General features: G+C 37.1%; 26 protein-coding genes and 1 riboswitch. Of the genes, 15 read left to right on the plus strand and 11 right to left on the minus strand.

Going from position 1 to position 24592, the window contains the following annotated elements; genetic code table 11:
* Positions 1–94: 94 nt before the first annotated feature.
* The 3 genes from DRF60_RS07160 (at position 95) to DRF60_RS07170 (ending at position 4855) form a co-directional block, all read left to right on the plus strand.
* The gene (locus tag DRF60_RS07160) at positions 95–2947 is read left to right on the plus strand and encodes a TonB-dependent receptor plug domain-containing protein (RefSeq protein ID WP_116011423.1); all 2853 of its coding nucleotides are present in this window, start codon (positions 95–97) and stop codon (positions 2945–2947) included.
* A gap of 105 nt (positions 2948–3052) precedes the next feature.
* Entirely contained in the window at positions 3053–4018 is a 966-nt protein-coding gene (locus DRF60_RS07165) for an NAD-dependent epimerase/dehydratase family protein (protein ID WP_116011424.1), read from the plus strand.
* Between the two features lie 84 nt (positions 4019–4102).
* Complete coding sequence (locus tag DRF60_RS07170; RefSeq protein WP_116011425.1) at positions 4103–4855, plus strand: polysaccharide deacetylase family protein; 753 nt, start codon at positions 4103–4105, stop codon at positions 4853–4855.
* A gap of 169 nt (positions 4856–5024) precedes the next feature.
* Here DRF60_RS07170 and DRF60_RS07175 read toward each other — a convergent pair whose 3' ends face one another.
* Together DRF60_RS07175 and DRF60_RS07180 are read right to left on the minus strand one after the other, a co-directional pair.
* Positions 5025–6230, minus strand: coding sequence for a metallophosphoesterase (locus tag DRF60_RS07175; RefSeq protein WP_116011426.1), 1206 nt, complete (start codon positions 6228–6230; stop codon positions 5025–5027).
* Between the two features lie 69 nt (positions 6231–6299).
* The gene (locus tag DRF60_RS07180) at positions 6300–7367 is read right to left on the minus strand and encodes a 3-oxoacyl-ACP synthase III family protein (RefSeq protein ID WP_116011427.1); all 1068 of its coding nucleotides are present in this window, start codon (positions 7365–7367) and stop codon (positions 6300–6302) included.
* Between the two features lie 101 nt (positions 7368–7468).
* Here DRF60_RS07180 and DRF60_RS07185 point away from each other — a divergent pair, with 101 nt between their 5' ends.
* From DRF60_RS07185 to DRF60_RS21350, 9 genes are all read left to right on the plus strand, one after another.
* Positions 7469–8038 carry a hypothetical protein gene (locus DRF60_RS07185; RefSeq protein WP_116011428.1) on the plus strand — a complete coding sequence of 190 codons (570 nt, stop codon included), beginning with the start codon at positions 7469–7471 and terminating at the stop codon, positions 8036–8038.
* Positions 8039–8042: 4 nt separating this feature from the next.
* A complete protein-coding gene (gene ubiE / locus DRF60_RS07190) occupies positions 8043–8774 on the plus strand; it encodes a bifunctional demethylmenaquinone methyltransferase/2-methoxy-6-polyprenyl-1,4-benzoquinol methylase UbiE (RefSeq protein ID WP_034726327.1) in 732 nt (243 codons plus the stop codon).
* 3 nt (positions 8775–8777) lie between these two features.
* Positions 8778–9560, plus strand: a complete 783-nt coding sequence (gene porT, locus DRF60_RS07195) for a type IX secretion/gliding motility protein PorT/SprT (RefSeq protein WP_116011429.1) — start codon at positions 8778–8780, stop codon at positions 9558–9560.
* A gap of 141 nt (positions 9561–9701) precedes the next feature.
* Positions 9702–10004, plus strand: a complete 303-nt coding sequence (locus DRF60_RS07200; RefSeq protein ID WP_111957771.1) for a hypothetical protein — start codon at positions 9702–9704, stop codon at positions 10002–10004.
* Positions 10004–10291 (plus strand): cell division protein ZapA, encoded by a 288-nt coding sequence (locus DRF60_RS07205; protein ID WP_111957769.1) that lies wholly within the window; start codon positions 10004–10006, stop codon positions 10289–10291. Before DRF60_RS07200 ends, DRF60_RS07205 begins: the two co-directional genes overlap by 1 nt.
* Before the next feature lie 228 nt (positions 10292–10519).
* Entirely contained in the window at positions 10520–12091 is a 1572-nt protein-coding gene (gene rny / locus DRF60_RS07210; protein WP_116011430.1) for a ribonuclease Y, read from the plus strand.
* Positions 12092–12164: 73 nt separating this feature from the next.
* Entirely contained in the window at positions 12165–13406 is a 1242-nt protein-coding gene (locus tag DRF60_RS07215; RefSeq protein ID WP_116011431.1) for an MFS transporter, read from the plus strand.
* Between the two features lie 145 nt (positions 13407–13551).
* Positions 13552–13737, plus strand: a complete 186-nt coding sequence (locus DRF60_RS07220) for a hypothetical protein (protein WP_116011432.1) — start codon at positions 13552–13554, stop codon at positions 13735–13737.
* Between the two features lie 299 nt (positions 13738–14036).
* The gene (locus DRF60_RS21350; RefSeq protein WP_167443716.1) at positions 14037–14213 is read left to right on the plus strand and encodes a hypothetical protein; all 177 of its coding nucleotides are present in this window, start codon (positions 14037–14039) and stop codon (positions 14211–14213) included.
* Between the two features lie 181 nt (positions 14214–14394).
* Here the strand turns inward: DRF60_RS21350 and DRF60_RS07225 are convergent, their stop codons facing one another.
* The 5 genes from DRF60_RS07225 to DRF60_RS07245 form a co-directional block, all read right to left on the minus strand.
* Entirely contained in the window at positions 14395–15330 is a 936-nt protein-coding gene (locus DRF60_RS07225; protein ID WP_116011607.1) for a YeiH family protein, read from the minus strand.
* A gap of 375 nt (positions 15331–15705) precedes the next feature.
* Complete coding sequence (locus DRF60_RS07230; protein WP_116011433.1) at positions 15706–16584, minus strand: LysR family transcriptional regulator; 879 nt, start codon at positions 16582–16584, stop codon at positions 15706–15708.
* Positions 16585–16711: 127 nt separating this feature from the next.
* A complete protein-coding gene (locus DRF60_RS07235) occupies positions 16712–18016 on the minus strand; it encodes a voltage-gated chloride channel family protein (RefSeq protein WP_185144577.1) in 1305 nt (434 codons plus the stop codon).
* Positions 18017–18047: 31 nt separating this feature from the next.
* A riboswitch (Fluoride riboswitch) is annotated at positions 18048–18115 on the minus strand.
* 17 nt (positions 18116–18132) lie between these two features.
* Positions 18133–18996: a sugar phosphate isomerase/epimerase family protein gene (locus DRF60_RS07240; RefSeq protein ID WP_116011434.1), complete on the minus strand. Its 864-nt coding sequence runs from the start codon at positions 18994–18996 to the stop codon at positions 18133–18135.
* Positions 18997–18999: 3 nt separating this feature from the next.
* Positions 19000–19467: an acyl-CoA thioesterase gene (locus DRF60_RS07245; protein ID WP_111957755.1), complete on the minus strand. Its 468-nt coding sequence runs from the start codon at positions 19465–19467 to the stop codon at positions 19000–19002.
* Between the two features lie 121 nt (positions 19468–19588).
* On the opposite strand from DRF60_RS07245, the gene DRF60_RS07250 reads away from it, so the two are divergent.
* The gene (locus DRF60_RS07250; RefSeq protein WP_116011435.1) at positions 19589–19945 is read left to right on the plus strand and encodes an arsenate reductase family protein; all 357 of its coding nucleotides are present in this window, start codon (positions 19589–19591) and stop codon (positions 19943–19945) included.
* Positions 19946–20318: 373 nt separating this feature from the next.
* On the opposite strand, the gene gcvT is transcribed toward DRF60_RS07250, so the two are convergent.
* The 4 genes from gcvT to DRF60_RS07270 all read right to left on the minus strand — a co-directional run bounded on the left by gcvT (position 20319) and on the right by DRF60_RS07270 (position 23422).
* On the minus strand, positions 20319–21395 hold the full coding sequence (gene gcvT, locus DRF60_RS07255) for a glycine cleavage system aminomethyltransferase GcvT (protein WP_116011436.1): 1077 nt from the start codon (positions 21393–21395) through the stop codon (positions 20319–20321).
* A 9-nt stretch (positions 21396–21404) separates the two neighbouring features.
* A complete protein-coding gene (locus tag DRF60_RS07260; protein WP_238640093.1) occupies positions 21405–21875 on the minus strand; it encodes a hypothetical protein in 471 nt (156 codons plus the stop codon).
* Between the two features lie 3 nt (positions 21876–21878).
* Positions 21879–22388, minus strand: a complete 510-nt coding sequence (gene idi / locus DRF60_RS07265) for an isopentenyl-diphosphate Delta-isomerase (RefSeq protein ID WP_116011438.1) — start codon at positions 22386–22388, stop codon at positions 21879–21881.
* Between the two features lie 188 nt (positions 22389–22576).
* Complete coding sequence (locus DRF60_RS07270) at positions 22577–23422, minus strand: AraC family transcriptional regulator (RefSeq protein ID WP_116011439.1); 846 nt, start codon at positions 23420–23422, stop codon at positions 22577–22579.
* Positions 23423–23532: 110 nt separating this feature from the next.
* Between DRF60_RS07270 and DRF60_RS07275 the strand changes: the two genes are divergently transcribed.
* Entirely contained in the window at positions 23533–23949 is a 417-nt protein-coding gene (locus tag DRF60_RS07275) for a carboxymuconolactone decarboxylase family protein (RefSeq protein WP_116011609.1), read from the plus strand.
* A gap of 191 nt (positions 23950–24140) precedes the next feature.
* On the plus strand, positions 24141–24545 hold the full coding sequence (locus DRF60_RS07280; RefSeq protein ID WP_111957741.1) for an LNS2 domain-containing protein: 405 nt from the start codon (positions 24141–24143) through the stop codon (positions 24543–24545).
* The last annotated feature ends 47 nt before the right edge of the window (positions 24546–24592 follow it).

Consider the following 24592-nt stretch of genomic DNA (forward strand, 5'->3'; position numbering starts at 1 on the left):
TAGTGTTATTATTATAATTATTTTTTAAAGTAATCTGTATTTTAATGTTTTTAATGTATTTTTATATGATGAATTGCCACTTAAAAAAATACATATGAATAAAAATTATCAAAAAATTGCTCTGCTTGGAGTATTGTTTTTTATTTCAGCAAATGCCAATGCTCAAACTAATGATTCAATAAAAACTAATCAGGTCGATGAAGTGAAAATCACTATTGGTTCACGAAATAAAGCAAGGGTTGCTACCGATACTCCGGTGCCGGTAGATGTTATTAATATTGGTTCCCAGTCAGTTTTAAGTCCTCAGATGGACCTTAATCAGATTCTGAATTACGCTGCACCTTCTTTTACATCTAACTCAACAACTGTAGCAGATGGTACAGATCATGTGGATCCTGCCCAGCTAAGAGGACTTGGACCTGATCAGGTATTAGTCCTGCTCAACGGAAAAAGAAGACATACCTCTTCTTTGGTCAATATCAACGGATCGCCGGGCAGAGGTTCAGTAGGTACCGATCTTAATGCTATTCCTGCGTTTGCTATAGAGAGGCTGGAAGTACTGAGAGACGGAGCTTCTGCACAATACGGCTCTGATGCTATTGCAGGGGTGATTAATGTCATTATGAAGAAAAACACCAATGCTTTTACAGCTGCTATTACTGCAGGAGCTTTTAATTCAAAAGGATCTAATGACCATCATGGAGGATGGGACGGTGGGAAATACCAGGTAGATCTTAATTACGGGACTAAAGTCGGGACCAATGGATTTATTAATTTCACGGCAAGTTTATTAAGCAGAGACGATACCAGGAGGGCTATGGCAGCGACCGGGGATATTTTTAATGCTTATAATGCCATTGAACAGAGAGCAATGGAAAATGGAGTGAATATTTCTTCACTTTTTGGTAATATTAGCAATACTCCAAATACACAGCAGATTATAAATTATATTCATCAGTATGCCCCACAGGTAGGTTATTTTACGGCGCAGCAACAGGCAGATATTCAATCTGCAAGTACTATTGCACAATTGCAGAATTTGTTGAAAGTTAATGTAACTGAAAATGAATTGGCTTACAGGAGATTAACAAGGGATGATTTTAATATGCGGGTAGGACAGTCGAAATTGACATCCGGCCAGTTTTTTATGAATTCTGAATTTGATCTTTCATCATCTGTGAAAGGATATGCTTTTGGAGGCATTTCTTACAGAGATGGTAATGCAGCGGGTTTTTTCAGAAGACCCAATCAAAACAGAACGTCTACGGCCTTATACCCGAACGGTTTCTTACCGGAAATAGCCTCTGATGTTATTGACCTTTCTTTTGCAGGCGGATTTAAAGGGAAATTAGGGAATGTCAACTATGACATAAGCAATACCTTTGGACAGAATACTTTTGATTATACTATTAAGAATACGGCCAATGCGTCCATGGCTTATCCCGGTAAAACCGAATTTGATGCAGGTGGACTGAGCTTTATGCAAAATACAATCAATGCAGATTTCGATACAAAATTTGACTGGCTGAAAGGTTTTAATGTAGCCTTCGGAGGAGAAGCTAGATTTGAACGGTATAAGATACAAAACGGAGAAGAGGCGTCATGGGCGCTTTATGATATCAATGGAAGGATCCAGACTCCATCAACTGTTGCTTCTTTGAAACCCACTGATTTTTTAGGAGCTACCAGACCGGGCGGATCGCAGGTGTTTCCCGGGTTTAGACCTGAAAATGCTCTAAATAAAGGCAGGCAGTCTGTTGCCGCTTATGTGGATACCGAACTGGATGTTACGGATAAGTGGCTTTTGAGTGCTGCTTTGCGGTATGAAAACTATTCAGATTTTGGATCTACGTTCAATTATAAAATAGCAACACGGTATAAACTGACCGATCAGATTAATATAAGAGCAGCTCATTCAACTGGCTTTAGGGCTCCATCTTTACAGCAGATTTATTTCAATGCTACGGCAACCCAGTTTGTAGGAGGTACAGCATTTGAAGTGGGTACATTTTCAAATGATTCAGAAGCTGCCAAGCTCTTGGGTATTCCACAATTGAAACAGGAAGAGTCAATTAGTTATTCTGCGGGGTTTACAGCGAAAATTCCACAGGCTAACCTTACTTTTACTGTTGACGGTTATTATATTAAGATCAAAAACAGGGTGGTCCTTACCGATCAGTTCTCAAGACCGGCCGGAACCTATGCTGACGGAAGCCCGGAAAAAAATCTGCAGAATCTTTTTGACCAGGCCAATGCCAATGCAGCTACATTTTTTGCTAATGCTATTGATACTCAGACCAAGGGAGTGGAAGGGGTGATATCTCACAGAGGTAAATTTTCCGAGAAGTTTTCGTTAAATTCTGATCTGGCAGTGACGGTATCTAAGACCAACCGGGTAGGAGACATTCATGGTTCGGATGCTTTGATTAAAGCAGGGCAGGTCAACCGTTATTACTCGGAATCGAGTAGGATTTATCTTGAAGAGGCTGTGCCAAGATTTAAAGCTTCTCTTAATAATACTTTGGAAATCAGTAGATTTAATGTGCTTTTGAGAAATGTATATTTCGGAGAGGTCACGGATCCGAATACAATGGATGCTAATGGAGATGGTATTGTAAGTGGAGAAATCATCAATGGACAGGCTGTTGCTACAGAGCATCCTGTTTGGGGTGGTAAGGTAATTACAGATTTATCGGTAGGCTACAAATTCAGTGACAGTTTCAGGCTGACCATTGGAGCTAATAATTTATTCGATATTTATCCGGATAAAAATTACGGACCAACTGCGGTGAAAGTACCTGCTCTGGATAGTTCCGGTAATTTGACTTACGTTAATGCTGCTCCTATAGATCTTACCAATCAGAATCAGTTCGTTTACTCCAGAAATACATCCCAGTTTGGAATGAATGGAAGATTTCTTTTTGCAAGAGTTAATCTGAGCTTTTAACAGTTTCTTTTTAGATATTATGAAAAAGGTATGTTTATGCATACCTTTTTTATTTTGGTTGATATGATTTTTTTACTTTTGTAGAATTCTAAAAAAATATGTAAAATGGAATCCTATACGGAAAGAATATTAATTACGGGTGCTCTGGGACAGATCGGCACCGAACTGACGAACAGGCTTGTTGAAATTCACGGAGCTGATAATGTAGTGGCATCAGGACTGGACAGATGGCAAAAGGGGATCACTGCTGCCGGACATTATGAAAGGATGGATGTTACCAATACGCAGCTGGTAAGGCAGGTTATTAAAGACTATGAGATCACAACAGTCTATCATTTAGCATCACTTTTGTCAGGAACTTCAGAAAAGCAGCCAATTTTTGCATGGAAGCTGAACCTTGAGCCTCTGCTTCATTTTTGTGAAATGGCAAAGGAAGGCCTTCTTAAAAAGATCTTCTGGCCAAGCTCAATTGCGGTATTCGGGAAAGGAATTCCAAAACAGAATGTAGGACAGGATGTGGTTCTGAATCCTACAACAGTTTATGGAATCTCCAAAATGGCAGGAGAGAAGTGGTGTGAGTATTATTTCGACAAGTATGGAGTAGATGTAAGAAGTATAAGATATCCGGGACTTATTTCGTGGAAGACTCCTGCTGGAGGGGGTACAACAGACTACGCAGTTGAGATTTTTTATGAAGCAATAGAAGAAGGAAAATATACAAGTTTCATTTCCCAAGATACAGGAATGCCGATGTTATATATGGATGATGCGATCAATGCAACATTGAAATTAATGGAAGCTCCGAAGGAAAGTCTTACCGTTCGTTCTTCCTATAATTTAGGTGGAATGTCATTTACACCGAAAGAACTGGCAGAAGAAATCAAGAAAGAAATTCCTGATTTTTCTATCGATTATCAACCGGATTTCAGACAGGCTATTGCAGATTCTTGGCCGGCTTCCATTGATGATTCCGTAGCGAAAAAAGACTGGGGACTCACTTATGATTTTGGAATTTCTGAAATGACGAAGGACATGATTAAGAATCTTAAGGTGAAATTGAATAAAAATTAATTACTTAAAGTTTACATTTAAATAATTAACATTTTAACATCTGATTTTTAATCAATTATAATATTTATCTAAAATTTAATTTAAATGATTTTATTGACTTTTAACATCCTGAATATTGAAGCTGAAGCGAAAAACAGTGCAGAAATTTCTGATGTGGAAAGACTGAAAATCACAGAAGACAATACAAAAGCTATTCTTCGGATTTTAAATATTCATGATATAAAAGCAAGTTTTTTTATAGAGATTTCTATGGCAGGAAAACTGCAGAATTTAATAAAAGCAATTTCATCCAAAGGGCATGAAATTGCTTTTTATAATTTGAATTCTAATCTTCAGGAAATAGAGAATGTTAAAAAGAATATTGAGGATTTTGTGGAAAAACAGGTTAGAGGAATCAGACAGAAAGATTTTAAGCTTCCTCTGCAGGATTTGAAATCCCTGGAGTTTAATTATGTTTCCAATATTGATAATGCAGACATACTTTTTCCGTTCAAAAGATTGAAAAGAGATACAGAAATTAATGAAGAAGACGGACTGAGTATTGTCCCTGAAAGTATTTCACCATACAGCCAGCTGCCCTATAATGATTTTGTATTTCAGATTCTGCCGATGAATTATTATCAGAATATGGTTTTTGAAACCCTTAAAAATGATGATTTTGTACTGATCTACCTCAATTCCTGGCAGTTTACCGATTTTAAAAAATACAGGTTTGATATTCCGTTTTACAGAAGCCTGTTTTCGGGCAAAAAAATGGAGGACAAACTGGACGCCCTCCTTACCTGGATCAACGAAAAAGAACTTGCCACTTCCCGTATGAAGGATTATATTTTTTAAATTTCTTTCTCGAGGATTTTTATGCTCTCGCAGATTTAGCAGATGTTTGCGTTGTAATTGTATCGTACATTGTTAAGATATAAGGGTATTATTGAACTTGCTTATCTGTGGCTATAGATCATAATATCCATAAACATCTGCATAATCCGCTAAATCTGCGAGAGACTATTTAAGACAGTTCAAAAAGAGTTATTTCCGGTAGAACCCCAACTCTTCCGGGATAACCAAGAACACCAAAGCCCCTGTTTACATACAGCATCTTGCCTTCACTTTCATAGAGATCAGCCCATTTTGGATAGCGGTACTGTGCCGGAGACCATTTTATATTTTTAAGATCCAAGCCGAACTGCATCCCGTGGGTGTGTCCTGAAAGGGTCAGATGAATGTTTCCCGGGTGTTTTTTTACCACATAATCAAAATGAGTAGGGTCATGGCTCATCAGGATTTTAGGAGCGGATTCTGGTACGCCTTTTAAAGCATCATCAATTTTCCCAAATTGCGGAAATGGTTTCAGTCCCCAGTTTTCAACGCCGAGAATATAAAGCTTCTCTCCATTTTTGTCTATCATCCTGTGCTCATTTCTCAACATATCAAAACCGGCCTGTTTTTCATATTCAATAAGCGTGTCAAGGTTCTTTTTCTTGGCATCATTAGACGTCCATGATACATAATCGCCGTAATCATGGTTTCCCAGCACTGCAAATTTTCCGTCTTTTGCTTTGATTTTAGAAAATAACGGGATGAAAGGTTTGAATTCATCAGCAATGTTATTGACCATGTCTCCTGTAAAAAGAACAAGATCAGGGTTTTGCTCGTTAATTAGGTTAATGGCATGCTGTAATTTGTCCGGATCAGGAAAGCTGCCACTGTGAACGTCAGAGATCTGGATTACTTTATAGCCTTTAAAATCTTTAGAAAGACCGGGTATTTTTACTTTTATCCTTCTTACGGTATGTCTGTACTTACCAAATGTAATTCCGTCAATAAAAAGAGCTGAAAGAACACCTCCAAGGCCTAATCCTATCATACTCAGAAACTTTCTTCTTTCAGGGAAAAAGCTTTCTTTCGGTTGTGTTAATCCTATCAGATATCCTCCTGTTCTGAAAATATCGTCAATAAGCAAAAACAATACTACAAAAATTTTAGGCAGCATGAAGATCAGGAATAGCGAGATCGTGATCTGTGCCCTGACCATGCTTCTGTCCGATCTTTGGAAATGGGTAACTTCATAGGCGAAAATTCCATAAACGGTCAAAGATACAGCCCAATACCCGAGTCTGACCCAGAAATTATCAGTTAATGTTCTTATGGCCTGATAAATATAGACTTCTAGAATTAGGAAGATAGCGGCAATGATCAAAAAATTTCTTTGCATAATACATCTAAAAAAAGCACAAAGAATACATTTCCCCTGTGCTTTATATTTTTTTGTTATTTAAATATTTTAAGGAAATCTGTAAACGATAGCATTGATGTTCATTCCGGCACCTACCGAAGTCATCACAATGTTACCTTTATCTTTAAACGTTTGACCTTCCATTTTTCCTTTAATTATTAAATCATACATTGTAGGAATGGTTGCTACAGATGTATTTCCAAGATCCTGGATCGTCATAGGAGAGATCGCATGGTCGTAATCTTTTATATCATAAAGCTTATGAAGCCTTTCGATCATGGCATAATCCATTTTGGCATTGGCCTGGTGAATAAGGATCTTATCAATATCTTGGATAGAAAGTTTCGCATCTTCGATTGTTTCTTTGATCGCTGAAGGAACATTTTTAAGGGCGTATTCATAGATCTTTCTTCCCTGCATTCTTACGTAAAGGCGCCTCTGGTCTACATTAGCGTTAATAGAAGGTGCATTTTCCAGGTAACAAAGCTCCGGACCGTTGTCGCAGATCGTGTTGTGGGCAATAATACCTACATTTTCCTGCTCTGTAGCCTGTACTACCACTGCTCCGGCTCCGTCGGCAAAGATCATTCTGTTTCTGTCATGCGGATCAGTAACGCGGCTTAATGTTTCTGCGCCTACCACAAGAATGGTTTTTGCGGCTTTTGCTTTGATAAGATTGTCCGCAAGGATCATGGCTTCCACCCATCCCGGACATCCGAAGATCATATCATAAGTAACACATTTTCTATTTTTAATGCCCAACTTATTTTTTACTCTTGCTGCCATATTCGGCATAAAATTCACATATCCGTCTACAGTAACTTCTCCGAAGTTGCTCGCATAAATAATATAGTCCAGTTCTTCACCATCTACTTTAGCATCCTCAAGGGCAGCTTTGGCAGCCTCAGAACCGATCTGTGAGTTGGAAAGATCGTCCTCAATAAATCTTCTGTTTTCTATTTCTGTGATTTCTACAAACTTTGCGATGGTTTCTTCTGCAGGTTTTTCAATCTTAACTCCGTCTTCAGTGTAGAACTCAGAATCCATGAAATAATCTCTACCAATAACTCTGTTAGGAATATAGGATCCGGAACCAATAATGATCGTATTTGGCATTCGTTTATATGATTTTTTAAAGATGCAAAGTTAATAATTAATATTAATAACGGAGAATTAAAAATATTATTAAATTTGCAAAAATTGTACTTTACAATCGTATGAAAAACAACTCGTCCTTAAAAGGCTTACTTATTGCAGCTGTGGTGTTTATCGTTGCCTTTGGGGTCTACTTCTTCTTTTTAGCCAAGAAAAATTATTTTGTAGTAGACAATCCTACCCCCAATACATATTATTTTAAGATCAATAACGGTTCCGAAGGGGTTATTTCTGCGGGCCAGTATGTACATGTGGACGTAAAAAAAGGGAAAAACTCTATCAAAGTTTTCGACCAGAACAAGAAAATGCTGTATGATTCTGCATTTGAAGTAAGTAAGATTCGTGGACTGATCAATATTGCCCATCAGGATTATTATATTAATGATCAATATTATGGGTACAATCTTAAAAAAGATTCATTACTTTTGGCCCTGGACAAAACCACAATTGACGGAAAAGCTTATTTTGGAGGAGCAAGGCACTTCAATAAGCTTTATACTGAAGATTTTTATTATAATGTAGATGAAGATTACGATAAGGTAATTAAAAACATCCAAAAGGTGGAATCGAGATCAAAGATCTTCAGAAAGCAGGATTTCCTAAATTATTACAAAGAATATTACAAGTTTTAAAGTTTTGACAAAAGATATTACCAAAGTTACTCCCTACAATTCTGAGGCTACCAAGAAAAGCCAGGTAGAGGATATGTTCGACAATATTGCACCGAAGTATGACCTTCTGAATCATGTTTTATCTATGAAAATTGATGTTTTATGGAGAAATACATTGGTGAAAATGATGAAAAAAGACAATCCGCAGGAAGTGTTGGATGTGGCTACAGGAACGGGAGATTTAGCAATCACCATTGAAAAAGGAACCGATGCGAAAGTAATTGGTTTGGATTTATCACAACAAATGCTGAATGTTGGCGTTATTAAAATAAAAAAACTTAAATTAGACGGCAAAATTTCCATGCAAAAAGGGGATGCAGAAAATTTACCTTTCGAGGACAATAGATTCGACGCTGTTTCCGTTGCATTTGGAGTGAGAAATTTTGAAAACCTTACCAAAGGTTTGGCAGAATTAAGAAGAGTAGTTAAAGATAACAAGAGTGTTTATATACTGGAGTTTTCAAAGGTTGAGGGGTTCTTAGGGCCATTTTATATGTTTTATTTCAAAAATATATTACCTGCCATTGGCAGACTGGTTTCCAAAGATAATAGGGCATATACATACCTTCCGGATTCTGTAAATGCTTTTCCTTTCGGGGAAAAGATGAAACAAATTCTTTTAGATACAGGATTTAAGAAAGTAGAATATAAAAAGTTAAGTTTAGGTATAGCCACAATTTATAAAGCAACAAAGTAACCTATGAATAAATTTCTATTAAGAGCACTGGTTTTAGCCTCAGTTAATATTGCAGTTTTTGCAGATGCACAATTCAGAACCCGAAACAGAATGGATAAGTTGGAAGACTTTGACGAGCAGAAATTCAGTTGGGGTTTTTATTTGAACGGCAACAGGCTAGACTACCGTATCGTCCTACATCCAAGATATGGTGCGGAAGGTAATCAGAATCTTGTTAAATCTAAAGAAAGCTACAGTTTCGGGGCCGGTTTGATCGCCAAATGGAGACTGAATGACTATCTGGATTTAAGATTGGAACCAGGCTTGCAATTTGCTCAAAGGCAGTTGATCTTTAACACTCAGTCCAATGACCAGTATGCTGCCGGAACATTGACGAACCCTCCTTTTTTTCCAATCGCTTTAACTGAGAAAGACAGAGTAAGAGAGATAAAATCTACATTGGTAGACGTTCCTGTTTTGCTGGAGCTTCACGGCCAGAGATGGTACAATTCCAGACCCTATATTGCGGCAGGGGTGAACTATATAGTGAACCTTCAGTCCAATTCAGATTCTGAAGATGACAACATGCAGCAGGTTTTCAGATCTACAACGCATAACTTTGCGTGGTCTGCTGAAATGGGAATTCAGTTTTATTTCAATAAATTTAAACTTACTCCGGCGATCAGAGGAACATTCTTCATGAATAACGAGAAAGTGGCAGATAATGCAACGACACCTCCATACTGGGCAACTGCAATGTCTACGCTTCAGACAAGAGCTGTAATGTTTGTTCTGAAATTCGAATAAGAAAATATACATTAAAAATACAAAAGGAGTTGCTTATGCATCTCCTTTTTTTCGTGCCCAATCAAAATATAGAGACTTTTATTTTTGTTACTGTTATTATTTTTTTACTTTTGCTATTAGTTAGAATATAGAAAACCTGAAATGCTTCAAGATTTAGAAAATAATTTTTCAGAATTAGAGAAAAAGATTTTGCTTTTACAAAAGAACTATAAAAATCTTACTGAAAGACTATCTGAATTAACTGTTGAGCATGAAGAGCTGAAAACGAAGTATGATGAGGAAAGAAGAAGAAATCAGGTATTAGCAGAAGAACAAAAAAATATAAAATTGTATTCAGCAATATCAGGGAATCCTGAACACAACAGATTAATGAAAAACCACATCAACAGATTGGTAAAAGAAATTGATTTCTGTATTGCACAGCTTCAAAACAGTGGACTATAATGGATGTAAGAAGAATAACCATCAACATTGCAGGAAGGGTATATCCGCTGAACGTACCGGCCGCAGAGGAAGAAACTCTGCGTAAAGTAGGAAAGCAGATTGAAAGTATGATTAAAGATTTTGAACAGAACTTCGATGTAAGAGACAAACAGGATGCTTTGGCTATGTGTGCCCTGAAACTGGGAACCAATGCTGAAGTAGTTTCTCTTAACTACGAAAAAAATATAAATTCTACCAACGAAAGATTAGTGCAGATTAATCAGTCGTTGAATGAAATTGGGAAATAGATTTTTTCCCATCAGACTGCCTACAATAATTCTAACACATTTAAGGTAAACTCAACGCTAAACAATTACCGAGCAAATGTCCGCTGAATGGCGTGCCGGGTCTCCCGGATTACAGACAGAGGAAATCAGTTCAAATCGTGTTGATTAGGAGTTTACTCTCAATCCCTGAATTGTTGTAGGTTTTTTTTATTTAGATAAGTGTAAGACAATTAAAACTCAATATATATTATGACAACAGCCACCATTATAGTAGGCGTTATTTGCTTAGTTGTAGGAGCAGTGATAGGGATTCTTTTCTCTAAGAGCTCGCTGAATACCAAAGCAAAATTTATTGTAGATGATGCAAAGAAAAATGCCGAAAACCTTATAGAAAAAGCAAATGTTCAAGCTGAATCCATAAAGAAAGAAAAGAATCTACAGGCCAAAGAAAAATTTTTGGAACTGAAATCCCAGCACGATGCGGATATCCAATCCCGTGAGAAAAAAATGCAGGAGGTTGAAAAAAGAATTAAAGACAAGGAGCATAAGCTTAATGATGAGCTTAGCAAGACCGGAAAACTTGAAAAGGACCTTGACAAGCAGATTGCAGACTACGCTAAGAAAAACGAGATCTTAGACAGAAAACAGCAGGAACTGGATGTGGCTACCACTAAGAAAGTAGAAATCCTTGAAAAAATAGCCAATTATACGGCAGAAGAGGCTAAAGCAGAATTGGTGGAAACCATGAAAGCCGAAGCTAAAACAAGAGCCCAGGCACACGTTCAGGGAATTATGGAAGAAGCACAGCTGAATGCTAAGAACGAAGCAAGAAAGATTGTTATCCAGACGATCCAAAGAATCGGAACCGAGCAGGCAATTGAAAATTCAGTATCGGTTTTCAATATTGAATCAGATGAGGTAAAGGGTAGAATCATCGGTAGAGAAGGGAGAAACATCCGTGCTTTAGAATCTGTGACAGGGGTTGAAATTATTGTTGATGATACTCCGGAAGCTATTCTTCTTTCATGCTTTGACCCTGTAAGAAGAGAAATTGCAAGACTGTCCCTTCATAGATTGGTGACGGATGGAAGAATTCACCCGGCAAGAATTGAAGAAGTAGTAGAAAAAACAAGAAAACAGATCGAAGAAGAGATTATTGAAGTAGGAAAAAGAACAATCATTGATTTGGGAATCCACGGATTACATCCTGAACTGATTAAAATCGTAGGTAGAATGAAATACCGTTCTTCTTACGGACAAAACCTGTTACAGCACTCAAGAGAAGTAGCGAATATTGCTGCAACAATGGCTGCAGAATTAGGATTAAACGTAAAATTAGCCAAAAGAGCAGGTCTTTTACATGATATTGGTAAAGTGCCTGAGCAGGAGTCTGAACTTCCTCACGCTTTATTGGGGATGCAGTGGGCTGAAAAATATGGTGAAAATGCAGAAGTTGTTAACGCAATCGGAGCTCACCACGACGAAATTGAAATGAAGTCATTGTTATCGCCGATCATCCAGGTTGCCGATGCAATCTCCGGAGCAAGACCGGGAGCAAGAAGACAGGTTCTGGAATCTTACATCCAGAGACTGAAAGATCTTGAATCTGCAGCATTAAGCTTTGATGGAGTTTCCAGTGCATATGCGATTCAGGCAGGTAGAGAACTTAGAGTAATGGTAGAAAGTGGAAAAGTAAGTGATGAAACAGCCAACCAGCTCTCTTACGACATCTCTGAAAAGATCCAGAATGAACTGACCTATCCGGGACAGGTAAAAGTAACCGTAATCAGAGAAACAAGAGCCGTGAATATTGCAAGATAATACACGATTAAGATATTTAAAAAAAACCTTTCAAGAGATTGAAAGGTTTTTTTATTTTTATCAAAACTTAAAAATGCAAGAACTGTCTTTATCTTCAAAACTGAAGTACATCTTTTCAATCCCCGTTATTATTTCAGCCTTAGGCTATTTTGTAGATATCTATGACCTGCTTTTATTTGGTATTGTAAGAATTCCGAGTTTAAAAGCTTTAGGCCTGGATCCTGATACTGACGGAACCTTTATCCTGAACTGCCAGATGGTGGGACTTCTTATCGGTGGCGTGTTCTGGGGAATTTTTGGAGACAAAAAAGGAAGGCTGTCCGTACTTTTCGGGTCTATCTTAGTATATTCCCTTGCCAATATCGCCTGTGGATTTTTACCCTATTTTCCCAAAGAGCACTTGGTGTACCAATATGCAGGTTTAAGATTTATTGCAGGAATAGGGCTTGCAGGAGAGCTTGGAGCCGGAATTACCCTGGTTTCTGAAAGCCTGCCAAAGAGTCTGCGGGCAATTGGAACTTCAGTAGTAGCGGGTTTCGGATTGATGGGTGCAGTAGTAGCCCAGCTTACTGTAGAGCTGGCCGGAGGATGGAATATTTCATACATTATCGGCGGAATTATGGGGATCATGCTGTTGATTCTAAGGGTAAGCGTATCAGAGTCAGGGATTTATAAAAATATAGAGCATAAAAACGTCTCTAAAGGAAATTTTCTTTCTTTCTTTACCAATAAGGAACGTTTGACCAGGTATCTTAAATGCATAGCAGTAGGTCTGCCTACATGGTATTGTATAGGCATTCTGGCAGTTTTAGCCAACCAATTTGCCCCTGAATTAGGAATAAAAGATCTGAACCCTGGAAAAGCCATTATGTGGGCCTACATTGGTATTTCTGCTGGTGATCTGATGAGCGGTTTTATTTCCCACGCATTGAAATCCCGGAAAATGGCTATTTTTTATATGCTGCTGTTCACGATAATCGGCGTGGCGGTCATGTTGTTTGGAAATACCAATACAGAAACAAAATACTACATGTTCTGTGTCTGGCTGGGCTTAGGTACTGGGTATTGGGCAATGTTTGTGACCCTTGCGGCAGAACAGTTCGGGACCAATATCAGAAATACGGCAACCACTACTGTACCCAATATGGTAAGAGGTCTGTTACCCGTAATGATCCTGGCATTTGATCTGCTGAAAAATAATTTCAGTGTTATTATAAGTGCGGCAATTGTAGGAATTGTTGTATTCGGGTTAGCCTTTTATTCATCGCTGACCATTTCAGAAACGCACAATAAAGATCTGGAATTTATTGAATAGTATAACAGTTTTAACAGAAATTATCTTTTTTTAAGTACAATGAAATAAATAAATTAACATTTTATTGTGTTTTATATCATTATTAATTGTTTAATTTTGAAAGTAAAGGAAATTAATTCTATTGTTTAATTAAAATCAAAATATCATGTCACAGGAAATTTTTAAAAAAGCAAAAAAGTTAAAAAAGGATGACCTTAAGAACATTATAGGCGGAGTTGGTGGAGTAATCACTCCGGATCTTTCGCAATGTGGCTGTAGCTGTACAGGTGCAGTGACAGGTCCGTCTTATTGTATAAAGTATAAAAAGTGTCTGCAGGTAATAACCTGTTAATAAAATATCACTAAAACCTTTCGAGAAATTGAAAGGTTTTATTTATTAACGCTTAAGAATTAAAACAAAATTCTGTTGTCTTTCTCTTGAACGGTTTTATGCCGGGTTAAAAGAACAGGATTATAAAATTGTTTAATAAAGGTTAACCGTTATTATTCCGCTTATAATGTAATAAAAGTAATGAAATCAACGTATTATTAAAATTTTAATTAAATTATGTTGTGAATAATTAATATTTGTTTAACTTTGGAAGGTAACTAAACTATATTGTTTAATCCTAAATCAAATCATTCAACACTATGAAAAATGCTAAGAAATTAAAAAAAGCAGATCTAAAGAACATTATTGGAGGAATCAGCGGAACCCCTGATTTATCACTTTGCGGATGCAGCTGCTCAGGTTCTGTAACAGGACCTTGGTATTGTGTGCAGCATATTGCTTGTACACAAGGGTATAACTGTGGTTCAGAAATTTAAGAACTATTTCAGTCAGAAATAAACATTTCCACATTTAATACGCAAAAGCCTTTTGGACCTTCCAGAAGGTTTTTGTCTTTAAATTACATCTTATAAAAAAGAAAAATCGTTTATTTTGTTTTTGTAAATTATTTATAATCAATGATTTGTGTTTATTTTTTTTAAAAAATTGAATAAAATATTAACCGATAATATAAATAAGGCTTCCCACACTTATAACAATCCATAAGATAACAGCTGCAGCCAGCGGTTTGAAACCTATTGTTTTTAAAGTTTGGATCGATAAAGTAGAACCTATAAAAAATAAAGTCAGATTCAATCCGGATTTTGCCAAAGCTGTAATGGAAATATTTAAGTGTTCCGGAAAAGGGACGTAGGTATTTAGCAGGATAGCAATAATGAAATAACCGATAAACCACGGGATTCTCACCTTGGATTCTTTATTTTTAAAGATAAACATGGTAATAATAGAAACCGGAATAATCCATAAAGCACGGGCCAGTTTCACCGTAGTAGCGATCTTTAAAGCTTCATTTCCATATTTTCCGGCCGCTCCTACCACAGAACTCGTATCATGAATTCCCACGGCACACCAAAGCCCGAACTGTTCCTGCGAAAGTTGCAGCAGATGCCCAATTGCAGGATAAATAAATAAAGCCACCGAATTCAATGTAAAAATAATGGCAAGTCCCAAAGACATCTCTTTTGTGCTGGGCTTTATGATAGGAGAGACAGCTGCAATAGCACTTCCGCCACAGATTGCTGTTCCTGCAGAGATCAGGTAGGAAAGTTTTTTTTCAAGCTTGAATACTTTTCCCAGAACATATCCAAGAATCATCACCGTGAGAATGCTCACAACCGTCAAAAAGAATCCTGTTTTTCCGGCCTGAAGCGCTTCATCCAGCTTAAGTCCGAAACCCAGTCCAACAATGGAAATCTGAAGAAGCAGATGAATGTATTTGTGCAGATGCTGCTCAAACGGATTCCCTATAAAAACAGCAAGGCCAAAGCCTAACGCCAAAGCTATGGGAGAAGAAATTAGTGGAGTAAGGCATATAACGGCAAGTAGAATAAAAACAGCTTTTCGTATTCTTTCATTTTGGAGGAAATCTTTCATAAAATAAGTTTTGAAATCAGACTCCAAAATTCCGAAATATAGTATTACAAAATAAATCGTATTTTATTATAATGGATAACTTTTGGTTATGTTTTAAATGGGAGAGTTTGAGAGTGACAGGTCGTGAGTCTTAGAGTTTTTAGAGTAAATGAATTATTGAGTGTTGTCAGTTGCTGATTGCTAGTTCATAGTAGTTAAGTTAACGAGTTAGCATCTGATATATCTGATATCTGATATCTTGATTCTTTTCTACAAATATAAAATTCACCACTCACTTGCAAAGCAAAATTCATCTTTGACATCTATCCCGTCTAAACCCAAATAAAAGACCATAGTTTAAACTGTGACCAATCCCTAAAACCTACCATCTGCACCCTAACTCCTTACAAATCTCAGAAAAAGCTTAATCATTTCAGACTGATCACCTTTGGGAAGAATGAAATGAAAATTCCTCTCAATACTGAAGTTTTTAATATCAACAATAGTCAGGCTATTGTTCTTTAATTCATTCAAAATAGTGCTGATGGAGAGGAATGCCATACAATCTGAGTGTAAAAGGTAATTCTTGATGCTCTCACTGCTTCCCAGCTGCATGACGGTATTCAGCTCTTCGATGTTGATTCCTTTTTCCTTTAAGCGGTTTTGGATGAATTCCTGGGTGCCGGAGCCCTGTTCCCTGAAGATCAGATTCAGATCATAAAGATCTTTCAGATTTAAGCTTTTGTGAGCTAGTGGATGTTCTGTCTTTGCTGTAAGGACAATTTCATCAGCCTTAAAAATTTTATAATCAAAAAAGGATGACTGTGATTCCCCTTCGATAATTCCCAGGTCGATCTTTCCGTCCTTCAGAAGCTCGGAAATAATCTCAGTATTATGGGCAATCAGTTCAATCTTAATATCCTTATAATAAGAGTTGAATTTGGCCAGTATTTCAGGTAAAACATACTGTGCAACGCTGGTACTGGCTCCAATAATCAGCTTTCCCTTATGCTGTTCATTAATTTGACTGATTTCAAATTCCAGATCACGATACATATTCCGGATCTTTTCTGCATATTCATATAAAATTTTTCCACTTTGGGTAAGCTGTACCGAAGTTCCTTTCCTGTCAAACAGTTTGGTGCCCATCTGACTTTCAATTTCTTTGATATGCTTGGTGACGGCCGGTTGTGAAATATGAAGTTCCTCAGAAGCTTTAGTAAAACTCAGTCTTGATGCGGCTGTATGGAAAACTTTTAATCTGTAGTCAAACATTTTTATATGAACTTATAGTAACAAACTTAGTGAATTTATGCAGAGTTTTAAGGGTAAGCGTTTGAGTGTTGTAAAGTTAAACATTATCATATTGAGAACTTTTGGCAGAAGCAAAATCCTCAAACTTTCATAAATCCGAAATAGACCTGTTCCTGTCGCTTTCATACCGTTTGTTCTTTGCTTCCCCGATTTTCTGTTTTGTATAAATGCTGTGGTGCCCGGAAAACAGATAGGAAACTACGCATGCAATAGCTATATAAACACCGCCTTCTGCTCCGAATAGCTCGATTCCCATCAACATACAGGCCAGTGGAGTATTGGTTGCTCCGGCGAACACAGCGACAAATCCCATTCCTGCCAGAAGGCCAAATGGTAATGGAATAAACAGAGAGAGCGCGCTTCCGAGAGTGGCGCCGATAAAAAATAGAGGAGTTACTTCACCGCCTTTAAAGCCCGCCGAAAGAGTAATAATGGTAAAGATCATTTTTAAAGCAAAATCATAGAGCGGAAGCTGTCTTTCGAAGGATTCAACAATTACAGGGATTCCCAATCCGATATATCTTGTGGTTCCCATGGCAAAAACAGCCAGAGCAACAATAATTCCCCCAACTACAGGACGGAATGGCGGATATTTGATCTTAGATTTAAAAAAGGAACCCGCCCAATGGAGGATTCTGCTAAAGCCTGCAGAACAGATCCCGAAGGCAATTCCGGCTAAAATACTGTACAAAACAGGTAAGAATTCCAGTTTCGGAATGAGATCTATATGATAATGAGTATGCTTTACATTCCAAAGATTGGTAACCAGGTCTGCAAGAATTGCTGATGCAAAAGCCGGAAAAATAGCGTTATACCGTATTTTTCCTATCAGGAAAACTTCAAGCCCGAAAACCGCACCGGCCAAAGGTGTCCCGAAAATAGAGCCGAACCCTGCTGCAATTGCGGCAATGAGAAGAATTTTTCGTTCACTTTTATCAAGCTTAAAAGGTTTACTGAGCTGGTCTGCCATAGCTCCCGCCATCTGAAGGGCAGTTCCTTCCCGGCCGGCAGAACCCCCAAATAAATGTGTAACAATAGTTCCCAGATATACAAAAGGAGCCATTTTGAAAGGAATAATCCCTTTCGGATCATGAATATTGTCAATCAGTAAATTGTTTCCCGCTGCTACATCCTTTCCGTAATAATGATAGAGGAGGCCAATAAGAAAACCGGCAACAGGAAGCAGGGCAATGAGCCAGATGTGACTTTCCCTGAAGTTGGTAACCCATTCCAGGGACTGTAAAAATCCCGCGGAAGCCGTTCCCACTAAAGCACCAATAATAATGCTAATGCATAGCCATTTTAAAATGTAAGGCAGAGCAGGGTATTTTCTGAAAAATAAAAGGGTATGAAAAATTGCTTTTCTATGTAGTGTTTTTTGTGGTTTTGACATAATTATCCTGATCAGTTATTGGTTAATAATCTCTTAATCAGGCGTCATCAGCTTCTGTAAAGCGGTTGGGTAAGGAAGAGCACCATTTCCTTTATCTTGCAAATATAAGTATTATTTCAAAAGAAATTGTTTTCAAGAATGTACTTTTTGCTTATCCGGATGCTTTCAAAAATATCTTTGTCGCTGGAATCCTGTTCAAGGAACCAATATTGCAGGCCAGCCTTTTCTTTCGTACCAAAAATCTTTTTGAAGTCGATAGTGCCGTTTCCGATTTCTGTAAAATCTTTTGTACCGGCTTTCATATCTTTCACATGCCATAGAGGAAAACGGCCGGGGTATTTTTCAAAATAAACCAGCGGATCAAGTCCGGCCTTTGAAATCCAGTATAAATCCAGTTCCATTTTAACCAGTTCTGAAGATGTATTCTCTAAAATAAAATCATACACATTTTTATCATCCTCCAGTTTTTCAAACTCAAAATCATGGTTATGATAAGCAAACTGAATTCCTGCTTTTTGGGTTGCTTCACCACATTTTTTAAATAGCTCAGGAAGCTTTTTATAGTTTTCAACAGTTCTTTCTTCAGGAAAAAGATAAGAGCATACCATATATTCAGCACCAATAAAATGCAGATCCTCCACAGCTTTCTCCCAGCTGTACAATAAGGTTCCCCGGTCTTTATGGATAATTCCAGTAGTATGGTGCGAACTGATGACTTTTAAGCCGGTTTGTTTAAGAATAGTCTGAAACTCGGTTCTGCTTTTTCCAAAGAATGTACCATTGTATCCATAAATTTCCAGTTCTGAAAAGCCCAAGGCAGCCAGTGTTTCCAGGGCTTTCTCAAGGTTATCCGAAACAGCGTCCCGGATGGTATAAAGCTGAATAGCTAACGATTTTTTACTGCTAATTTTGGAAATTCCACAGGAATATAACCCCAGAAACCCTAATGATGAAAGTGTAATGAAATCTTTTCTTTGCATAGGTTATAAAAAAGGTTTCATTTCATCCTCAATCTGAGTTCTCAGGTTCATCAGGCGTTTTGCATATTCTTCCTGCTGTTTTTCCTCTTCCGTTTCAGGAACCCATGCCGGGACAGGAAGCTTTTTACCGTTTTCATCTACTGCCACAAAAACAATAATGCAGTGCGTCTTCTTATCAAACGTAGGCTGTTTTAAGTTCCTTGAGAAAACATTGATTGAAATATGCATGCTCGATTTTCCGGTATAAATAACCTGTGCGTCAACTTTGACCACTTCCCCGATCTTGATAGGCTCATAGAAACGGATCCCGCCCACATAAACCGTTACGGAGTAATTTCCGCTCCATGTTGTGGCGCAGGCATAACCTGCCTGATCAATCCATTTCATAACGCTTCCTCCATGTACATTTCCTCCATAATTCACATCCGAAGGTTCTGAAATAAACTGAAAAGTAATAGGCTTGTTCTGCATCTTTATAAAATTTGAATAAAGTTATTTAATAATTTCCAGAATTTTAGATTAAATCCTACTTTTGAAAGGTAAAACTTCAATGAAGAAGGAAATTTAACCCATAACAGATTTAAAAGTAACAATGAAGAAAGTATTTTATCTCAATACATGTGATACATGCAGAAAGATCCTGGCACAGTTTGACCTTAAAGACTGGGAACTCCGTGAAATCAAAAAAGAACCGGTTACCAAAGAAGAACTGGCTGCTATGTATAAAAAAACAAAATCTTACGAAGCTTTGTTCAGTAAAAAATCCACACAGATCAAACTAAGAGGCCTGGATGCAAAATCTCTTGAAGAAAAAGATTTCAAAGACTTATTGCTTGACCATTATACATTTTTGAAGCGTCCCGTTTTTCTTACCGACAATGAAATTTTTGTAGGAAATGACAAGAAAAATGTTGAGGCTCTAAGAGAATTCTTTGGAATCAGTGAATGAAGACCTGATTTCCAGACTGCTTTTTAAGTCCTTAGTTTCGTTGAATAGATGTTTTATCAATATTTTGTGATTTATTTACAATGGTTTAATTATTAAATACTTATATTTATATTAACCAAAAAATAGTATCATGAAAAACTTTTTACAAACAAAGAATCTTAACAGATCAGCATTAAAAAAAAATTAACGGAGGAATCAGGCCTGTTGTCAACTGTTATACGTTGTGTGGACCGGCAGGAGGCGTTATCTCCAATACACCGGGAGTAGGTGATGCCTGTACTCCGGACAGAATACTCTGCTGTATCTGCTACTAAGTACAAAAAAATAGGCTGTAATTCAATTACAGCCTATTTTTATATGTTTTTTCGAACAATTATACAAAAGGAGCTTTCACTACTTTTGCAGGAATATTCTTATTTCTTACCTGAATAAAGATCTCAGAACCCAGTTTGAAGTGAGGCTTGTCTACATAAGCCAGACCCAGACCGATTTTTTTCATTGGTGACTGTGTTCCTGATGTTACCTTTCCAATCACGTTTCCTTCAGCATCTACTACAGGATAATCATGTCTTGGCACCCCTTTATCCTGAAGCTCAAAACCTACTAATTTCCTTGTAACACCTTCTTCTTTTTGTTTTGCAAATGTATCTTTAGAAACAAAATCCTTATCGAATTTTGTGATCCATCCTAATCCTGCTTCAATAGGAGAAGTAGTATCATCGATATCGTTTCCGTAAAGGCAGAAACCTTTTTCCAGTCTTAAAGTGTCCCTTGCAGCAAGTCCGGCAGGAATAATCCCTTCCGCTTCACCTGCATTAATGATCGCATCCCAAAGCTGTTCAGCATTTTCATTGTTGAAATAGATCTCAAAACCACCGCTTCCTGTATATCCTGTATTTGAAATGATTACATTATTTACTCCCGCCACACTTCCTACTGTAAAGCTGTAATAAGGAATATCAGAAAGATTGGTTTCTGTAAGCTTCTGTAAGATCTCTGTAGCTTTAGGACCCTGAACTGCTAATAATGACATATCATCGGATGCATTCGTCATCTTAGCTCCAAAAGTGTTGTATTTTGAAATATGATTCCAGTCCTTCTCAATATTTGACGCGTTTACCACTACAAAATATTTCTCATCTTCCATTTTGTAAACAATAAGATCGTCTACGATTCCTCCGTTTTCGTTAGGAAGACAAGAATATTGGGCTTTTCCGTTTTCCAGGGCATCTACATTGTTCGTCGTAACAAACTGTAGAAGATCCTTAGATCCCGGTCCTTCAATAAAAAACTGTCCCATGTGTGAAACGTCAAACAATCCTGCTTTTTCTCTTACGGCGAAATGTTCTTCTGTTACACCAGAATACTGTACAGGCATTTCAAAACCTGCAAAAGGTACGATTTTAGCGCCCAAAGAAACGTGTTTATCGTATAAGGCTGTTTTCTTCATATTTAATTTTTATTTCTTTATTTTAAAGCTGTTGAAAGTTTCGTTAAAAAGGTTCATATAATTTCCGTTCCAGAACTTCTGGCCACAGTTAATAGAAACGAGATACAGATCCTTATCCTTCTGGAAAGCTCTGGTAATCCAGAAAAGCTTGTTTTTTTCATCAAAATATTCGTAAGAATATTCTGTATATCCTTTTCTGCCTTTGCTTTCCTTTATTTTGCTCTCCGGATCTTCAGATTTGTAAAGGGCCAGGATGAACTTTTTCATTTCTGTTTTTGGAAGATTCAGATCATGGTATTCTGAAATGGTAATGGCTCCGATCTCATTGCTGGGGAAAATATTGACAATATCGTTGTCATTGGTAGATTTCCAGCCTTCAGGAACATTAATTGTGTAACCGGGACCGTCATACACTTTTGCTTTTTGGGCAAAAAACAGACTTGCCGATAAAAAAGCGGATACGAGTACTATTTTTTTCATCAGTTAAAAATGGTATTTATATTCTTCAAGGATGATTTTGAACCACTCTGTGAAATTTTCAGGAGCTTCCTTCATTTCTTTATCAAGGTCTTCCATGGAAATAAATCTTACTTCTTCCACTTCCTCCTGATTTAAATTGAAATCAGCTTCATAATTTCCTACAAATACATGGTCTAGTTCATGTTCCCAAAGTCCGCCTCCTACATCTGCTTTATAGATAAAATTGAATTTTTCCGAAAGCTCCGTTTCGATTCCGAGTTCCTCTTTTAATCTGCGTTTGGCAGCTTCAAGATAGGTTTCATTTTCTCTTGGATGAGAGCATACTGCATTAGTCCACTGTTTGGGAGAATGGTATTTTCCCGGTGCCCTTTTTTGAAGGAGCATTTCGCCTTTGCTGTTGAACAAAAACACAGAAAATGCACGGTGCAGAAGACCGTTGATGTGAGCCTGCTGCTTTTCCATAAGGCCCAGAACTTCATCTTCGGCATTTACTAAAACTACAAATTCTTCCATTTCTACAAATGTAAGCCTAATAAATGTATTTTGAAAATTTTTGGATAAACATCATATGATATGCGGCGAGGAGCAAAGGTGAGAATATCCACAACCTGATTTCGGTCTAAAAATAATGAAGAATTGCTATGAAAGAGAGAGCGGGAGGAAGTTGTTTTCTCAGATTTCAATAATTGTCGCTGGCTTTCTTATCTTATTAAAATTTTTTCTTTTCTTAAAACAGATGAAGTAACCCCAAAATGTTTTTTCAGAGATTTGTTTAAATGACTGCTGTCCGTAAACCCAAGGCTCCATGCAATTTCCTGGAAAGGTGCCTCCGTATATTGTATTCTGTTGACCGCTATCTGAAGCTTTGTTTTCTGAATATATTCCTTTAATGGTTCATGGGCATTTCTTTTAAAATATTCGCTGAAATACTTTTTAGAAATGTTAAACTTCTCTGAAAGATAGACAACCGATAATTTTTTTTCATCAATAATATTCTGATTGATATGCTGAATGATGTCTGCAAATTTATTATCACTTTTTTTGTATACATGATGGGCTGCCGTTAATTTTGAACTTATTATGGTTAATATGGATACTAATGTATTGGCAATTAAGGTTTCCGAATACTCCGATCTCTGTTCTTTTTCGAGCTGTATGATTTCAAATAACCTCTTTACCTGGCGTTTGTCTTTTTCGTCATTGAAATAGAGACCCGTATTGAAATCATAAAATCCAATAATATAATTAAGCTTACTGTACCATTGTAAATAATCTATAGGGGTGTTTTTAAGGTTTTTGAAATAATGTTCCGTAAACCGGATAAAGAAAAAAGTAGTAGGCTCCGAAATTTTGTAGGCATGGCATTTAGAGTGGGGCAAAAGGAAAAAATCATTTTTTTCATAGGCTTTAGTTTGGTATTCTATACTTTGAGTTCCTTTCCCCTCCAGGATAAATACCAGTTCGAAAAAACTGTTTTTGCGAAATCTGTCTTTCCATTCAGTAAGTTCGGCTGTTTCGATTTCAATAAGTTCTTGAATATGGTCCATGCTTTTGTCAGGCTTGATACGGCAAAATTAGATCTTTTATTTTTACTTATTTATCCAATTTTTATACTCTTTCAGAAGCAGCTGTACTTCTAACTTTGTCAAAAAAAGAAATGGATTATAAAGAGATTTCAAAAAAGACGGTAGGCTATCTGTATCAGGCTCACTCAAGCATTAGAACTTCAGAAATGGACAATACACTCATTGCCTTGGCTGAATTAAGAATATCCCAGTTGAACGGATGTTCCTATTGCTGCAGTTTTCATGCTAATGAATTAAGAGAAATGGGAATGGAATTATCTTTAATAGATAAAATACCGGGGTACAAACATTCTGTTTCATTTAGTTCGAAGCAGGTTTTGGTACTAAGATGGGCGGATGCTGTGACAGGCCTGACCGAAGACATGGAGGTCTTACTTGAAGAATTAAAAAAAGAGTTCTCAGAAAAAGAGATTGTAGAACTCACTTCCAGCATTTCCTTAATGAACGCTTTGAACCGTTTGCGGATTAGTCTGGGAGAGAAGTTTTAAGCATGTCATTTTTTATTTCAGGTTATCTTAACATTAAAAACAGAATAAAATTAACTACAGCTAGATTAATGACAAAGTATTGTTAATTTTATTCATTAAATAGCATTTTTTACAGTGTATTTTCAATATATACCAAATTTGATATTGAGCTTCGAGGTAAAAGCCGTAACTTTGCATTTCAAATTTTAATGATGGAGTTAGAATATAAAGAGCATATAAGTCCTATTTTGAAGGACGGGGTAAAAAATTACTTAATAGATATCGACGGTACCATTACAGATGATGTCCCGAATGAAGAACCTGAAAGAATGGTTACCTGCGAACCTTATCCTGATGCACTTGAAACCATCAACAAATGGTATGACGAGGGACATCAGATTTGTTTTTTCACTTCAAGAACGGAAAACCTGAAACAGATCACCATCGACTGGCTGGATAAGAATGGCTTCAAGTACCACAGTGTACTCTGCGGAAAACCAAGAGGAGGAAATTACCACTGGATAGATAACCATCTGGTAAGAGCTACAAGATACAAAGGGAGATTCACAGACCTTGTAGAAAAGCAGGTTACCATTGAAGTTTTCAAAGAAGATTAAGAAAACATATACAGAGATTTAAAAATTGAATGATAAAAAGTGTACAC

Source organism: Chryseobacterium elymi (assembly GCF_003385495.1).
Classification (GTDB): domain Bacteria; phylum Bacteroidota; class Bacteroidia; order Flavobacteriales; family Weeksellaceae; genus Chryseobacterium; species Chryseobacterium elymi.

What these genes read in the sequence shown, in the direction of transcription:
- gcvT (WP_116011436.1), bottom strand. Translation starts at nt 21,395, where the DNA reads ATGAAGAAAACAGCCTTATACGATAAACACGTTTCTTTGGGCGCTAAA.
- DRF60_RS07245 (WP_111957755.1), bottom strand. Translation starts at nt 19,467, where the DNA reads ATGCAGAACAAGCCTATTACTTTTCAGTTTATTTCAGAACCTTCGGAT.
- DRF60_RS07270 (WP_116011439.1), bottom strand. Translation starts at nt 23,422, where the DNA reads ATGGACCATATTCAAGAACTTATTGAAATCGAAACAGCCGAACTTACT.
- DRF60_RS07185 (WP_116011428.1), top strand. Translation starts at nt 7,469, where the DNA reads ATGAAAAACAACTCGTCCTTAAAAGGCTTACTTATTGCAGCTGTGGTG.
- DRF60_RS07280 (WP_111957741.1), top strand. Translation starts at nt 24,141, where the DNA reads ATGGAGTTAGAATATAAAGAGCATATAAGTCCTATTTTGAAGGACGGG.
- DRF60_RS07205 (WP_111957769.1), top strand. Translation starts at nt 10,004, where the DNA reads ATGGATGTAAGAAGAATAACCATCAACATTGCAGGAAGGGTATATCCG.
- DRF60_RS07165 (WP_116011424.1), top strand. Translation starts at nt 3,053, where the DNA reads ATGGAATCCTATACGGAAAGAATATTAATTACGGGTGCTCTGGGACAG.
- porT (WP_116011429.1), top strand. Translation starts at nt 8,778, where the DNA reads ATGAATAAATTTCTATTAAGAGCACTGGTTTTAGCCTCAGTTAATATT.
- DRF60_RS07180 (WP_116011427.1), bottom strand. Translation starts at nt 7,367, where the DNA reads ATGCCAAATACGATCATTATTGGTTCCGGATCCTATATTCCTAACAGA.
- DRF60_RS07200 (WP_111957771.1), top strand. Translation starts at nt 9,702, where the DNA reads ATGCTTCAAGATTTAGAAAATAATTTTTCAGAATTAGAGAAAAAGATT.
- DRF60_RS07235 (WP_185144577.1), bottom strand. Translation starts at nt 18,016, where the DNA reads ATGTCAAAACCACAAAAAACACTACATAGAAAAGCAATTTTTCATACC.
- DRF60_RS07220 (WP_116011432.1), top strand. Translation starts at nt 13,552, where the DNA reads ATGTCACAGGAAATTTTTAAAAAAGCAAAAAAGTTAAAAAAGGATGAC.
- DRF60_RS07175 (WP_116011426.1), bottom strand. Translation starts at nt 6,230, where the DNA reads ATGCAAAGAAATTTTTTGATCATTGCCGCTATCTTCCTAATTCTAGAA.
- DRF60_RS07250 (WP_116011435.1), top strand. Translation starts at nt 19,589, where the DNA reads ATGAAGAAAGTATTTTATCTCAATACATGTGATACATGCAGAAAGATC.
- DRF60_RS07260 (WP_238640093.1), bottom strand. Translation starts at nt 21,875, where the DNA reads ATGAAAAAAATAGTACTCGTATCCGCTTTTTTATCGGCAAGTCTGTTT.
- rny (WP_116011430.1), top strand. Translation starts at nt 10,520, where the DNA reads ATGACAACAGCCACCATTATAGTAGGCGTTATTTGCTTAGTTGTAGGA.
- DRF60_RS07215 (WP_116011431.1), top strand. Translation starts at nt 12,165, where the DNA reads ATGCAAGAACTGTCTTTATCTTCAAAACTGAAGTACATCTTTTCAATC.
- DRF60_RS07240 (WP_116011434.1), bottom strand. Translation starts at nt 18,996, where the DNA reads ATGCAAAGAAAAGATTTCATTACACTTTCATCATTAGGGTTTCTGGGG.
- DRF60_RS07170 (WP_116011425.1), top strand. Translation starts at nt 4,103, where the DNA reads ATGATTTTATTGACTTTTAACATCCTGAATATTGAAGCTGAAGCGAAA.
- idi (WP_116011438.1), bottom strand. Translation starts at nt 22,388, where the DNA reads ATGGAAGAATTTGTAGTTTTAGTAAATGCCGAAGATGAAGTTCTGGGC.
- DRF60_RS07160 (WP_116011423.1), top strand. Translation starts at nt 95, where the DNA reads ATGAATAAAAATTATCAAAAAATTGCTCTGCTTGGAGTATTGTTTTTT.
- DRF60_RS21350 (WP_167443716.1), top strand. Translation starts at nt 14,037, where the DNA reads ATGAAAAATGCTAAGAAATTAAAAAAAGCAGATCTAAAGAACATTATT.
- DRF60_RS07225 (WP_116011607.1), bottom strand. Translation starts at nt 15,330, where the DNA reads ATGAAAGATTTCCTCCAAAATGAAAGAATACGAAAAGCTGTTTTTATT.
- DRF60_RS07230 (WP_116011433.1), bottom strand. Translation starts at nt 16,584, where the DNA reads ATGTTTGACTACAGATTAAAAGTTTTCCATACAGCCGCATCAAGACTG.
- DRF60_RS07275 (WP_116011609.1), top strand. Translation starts at nt 23,533, where the DNA reads ATGGATTATAAAGAGATTTCAAAAAAGACGGTAGGCTATCTGTATCAG.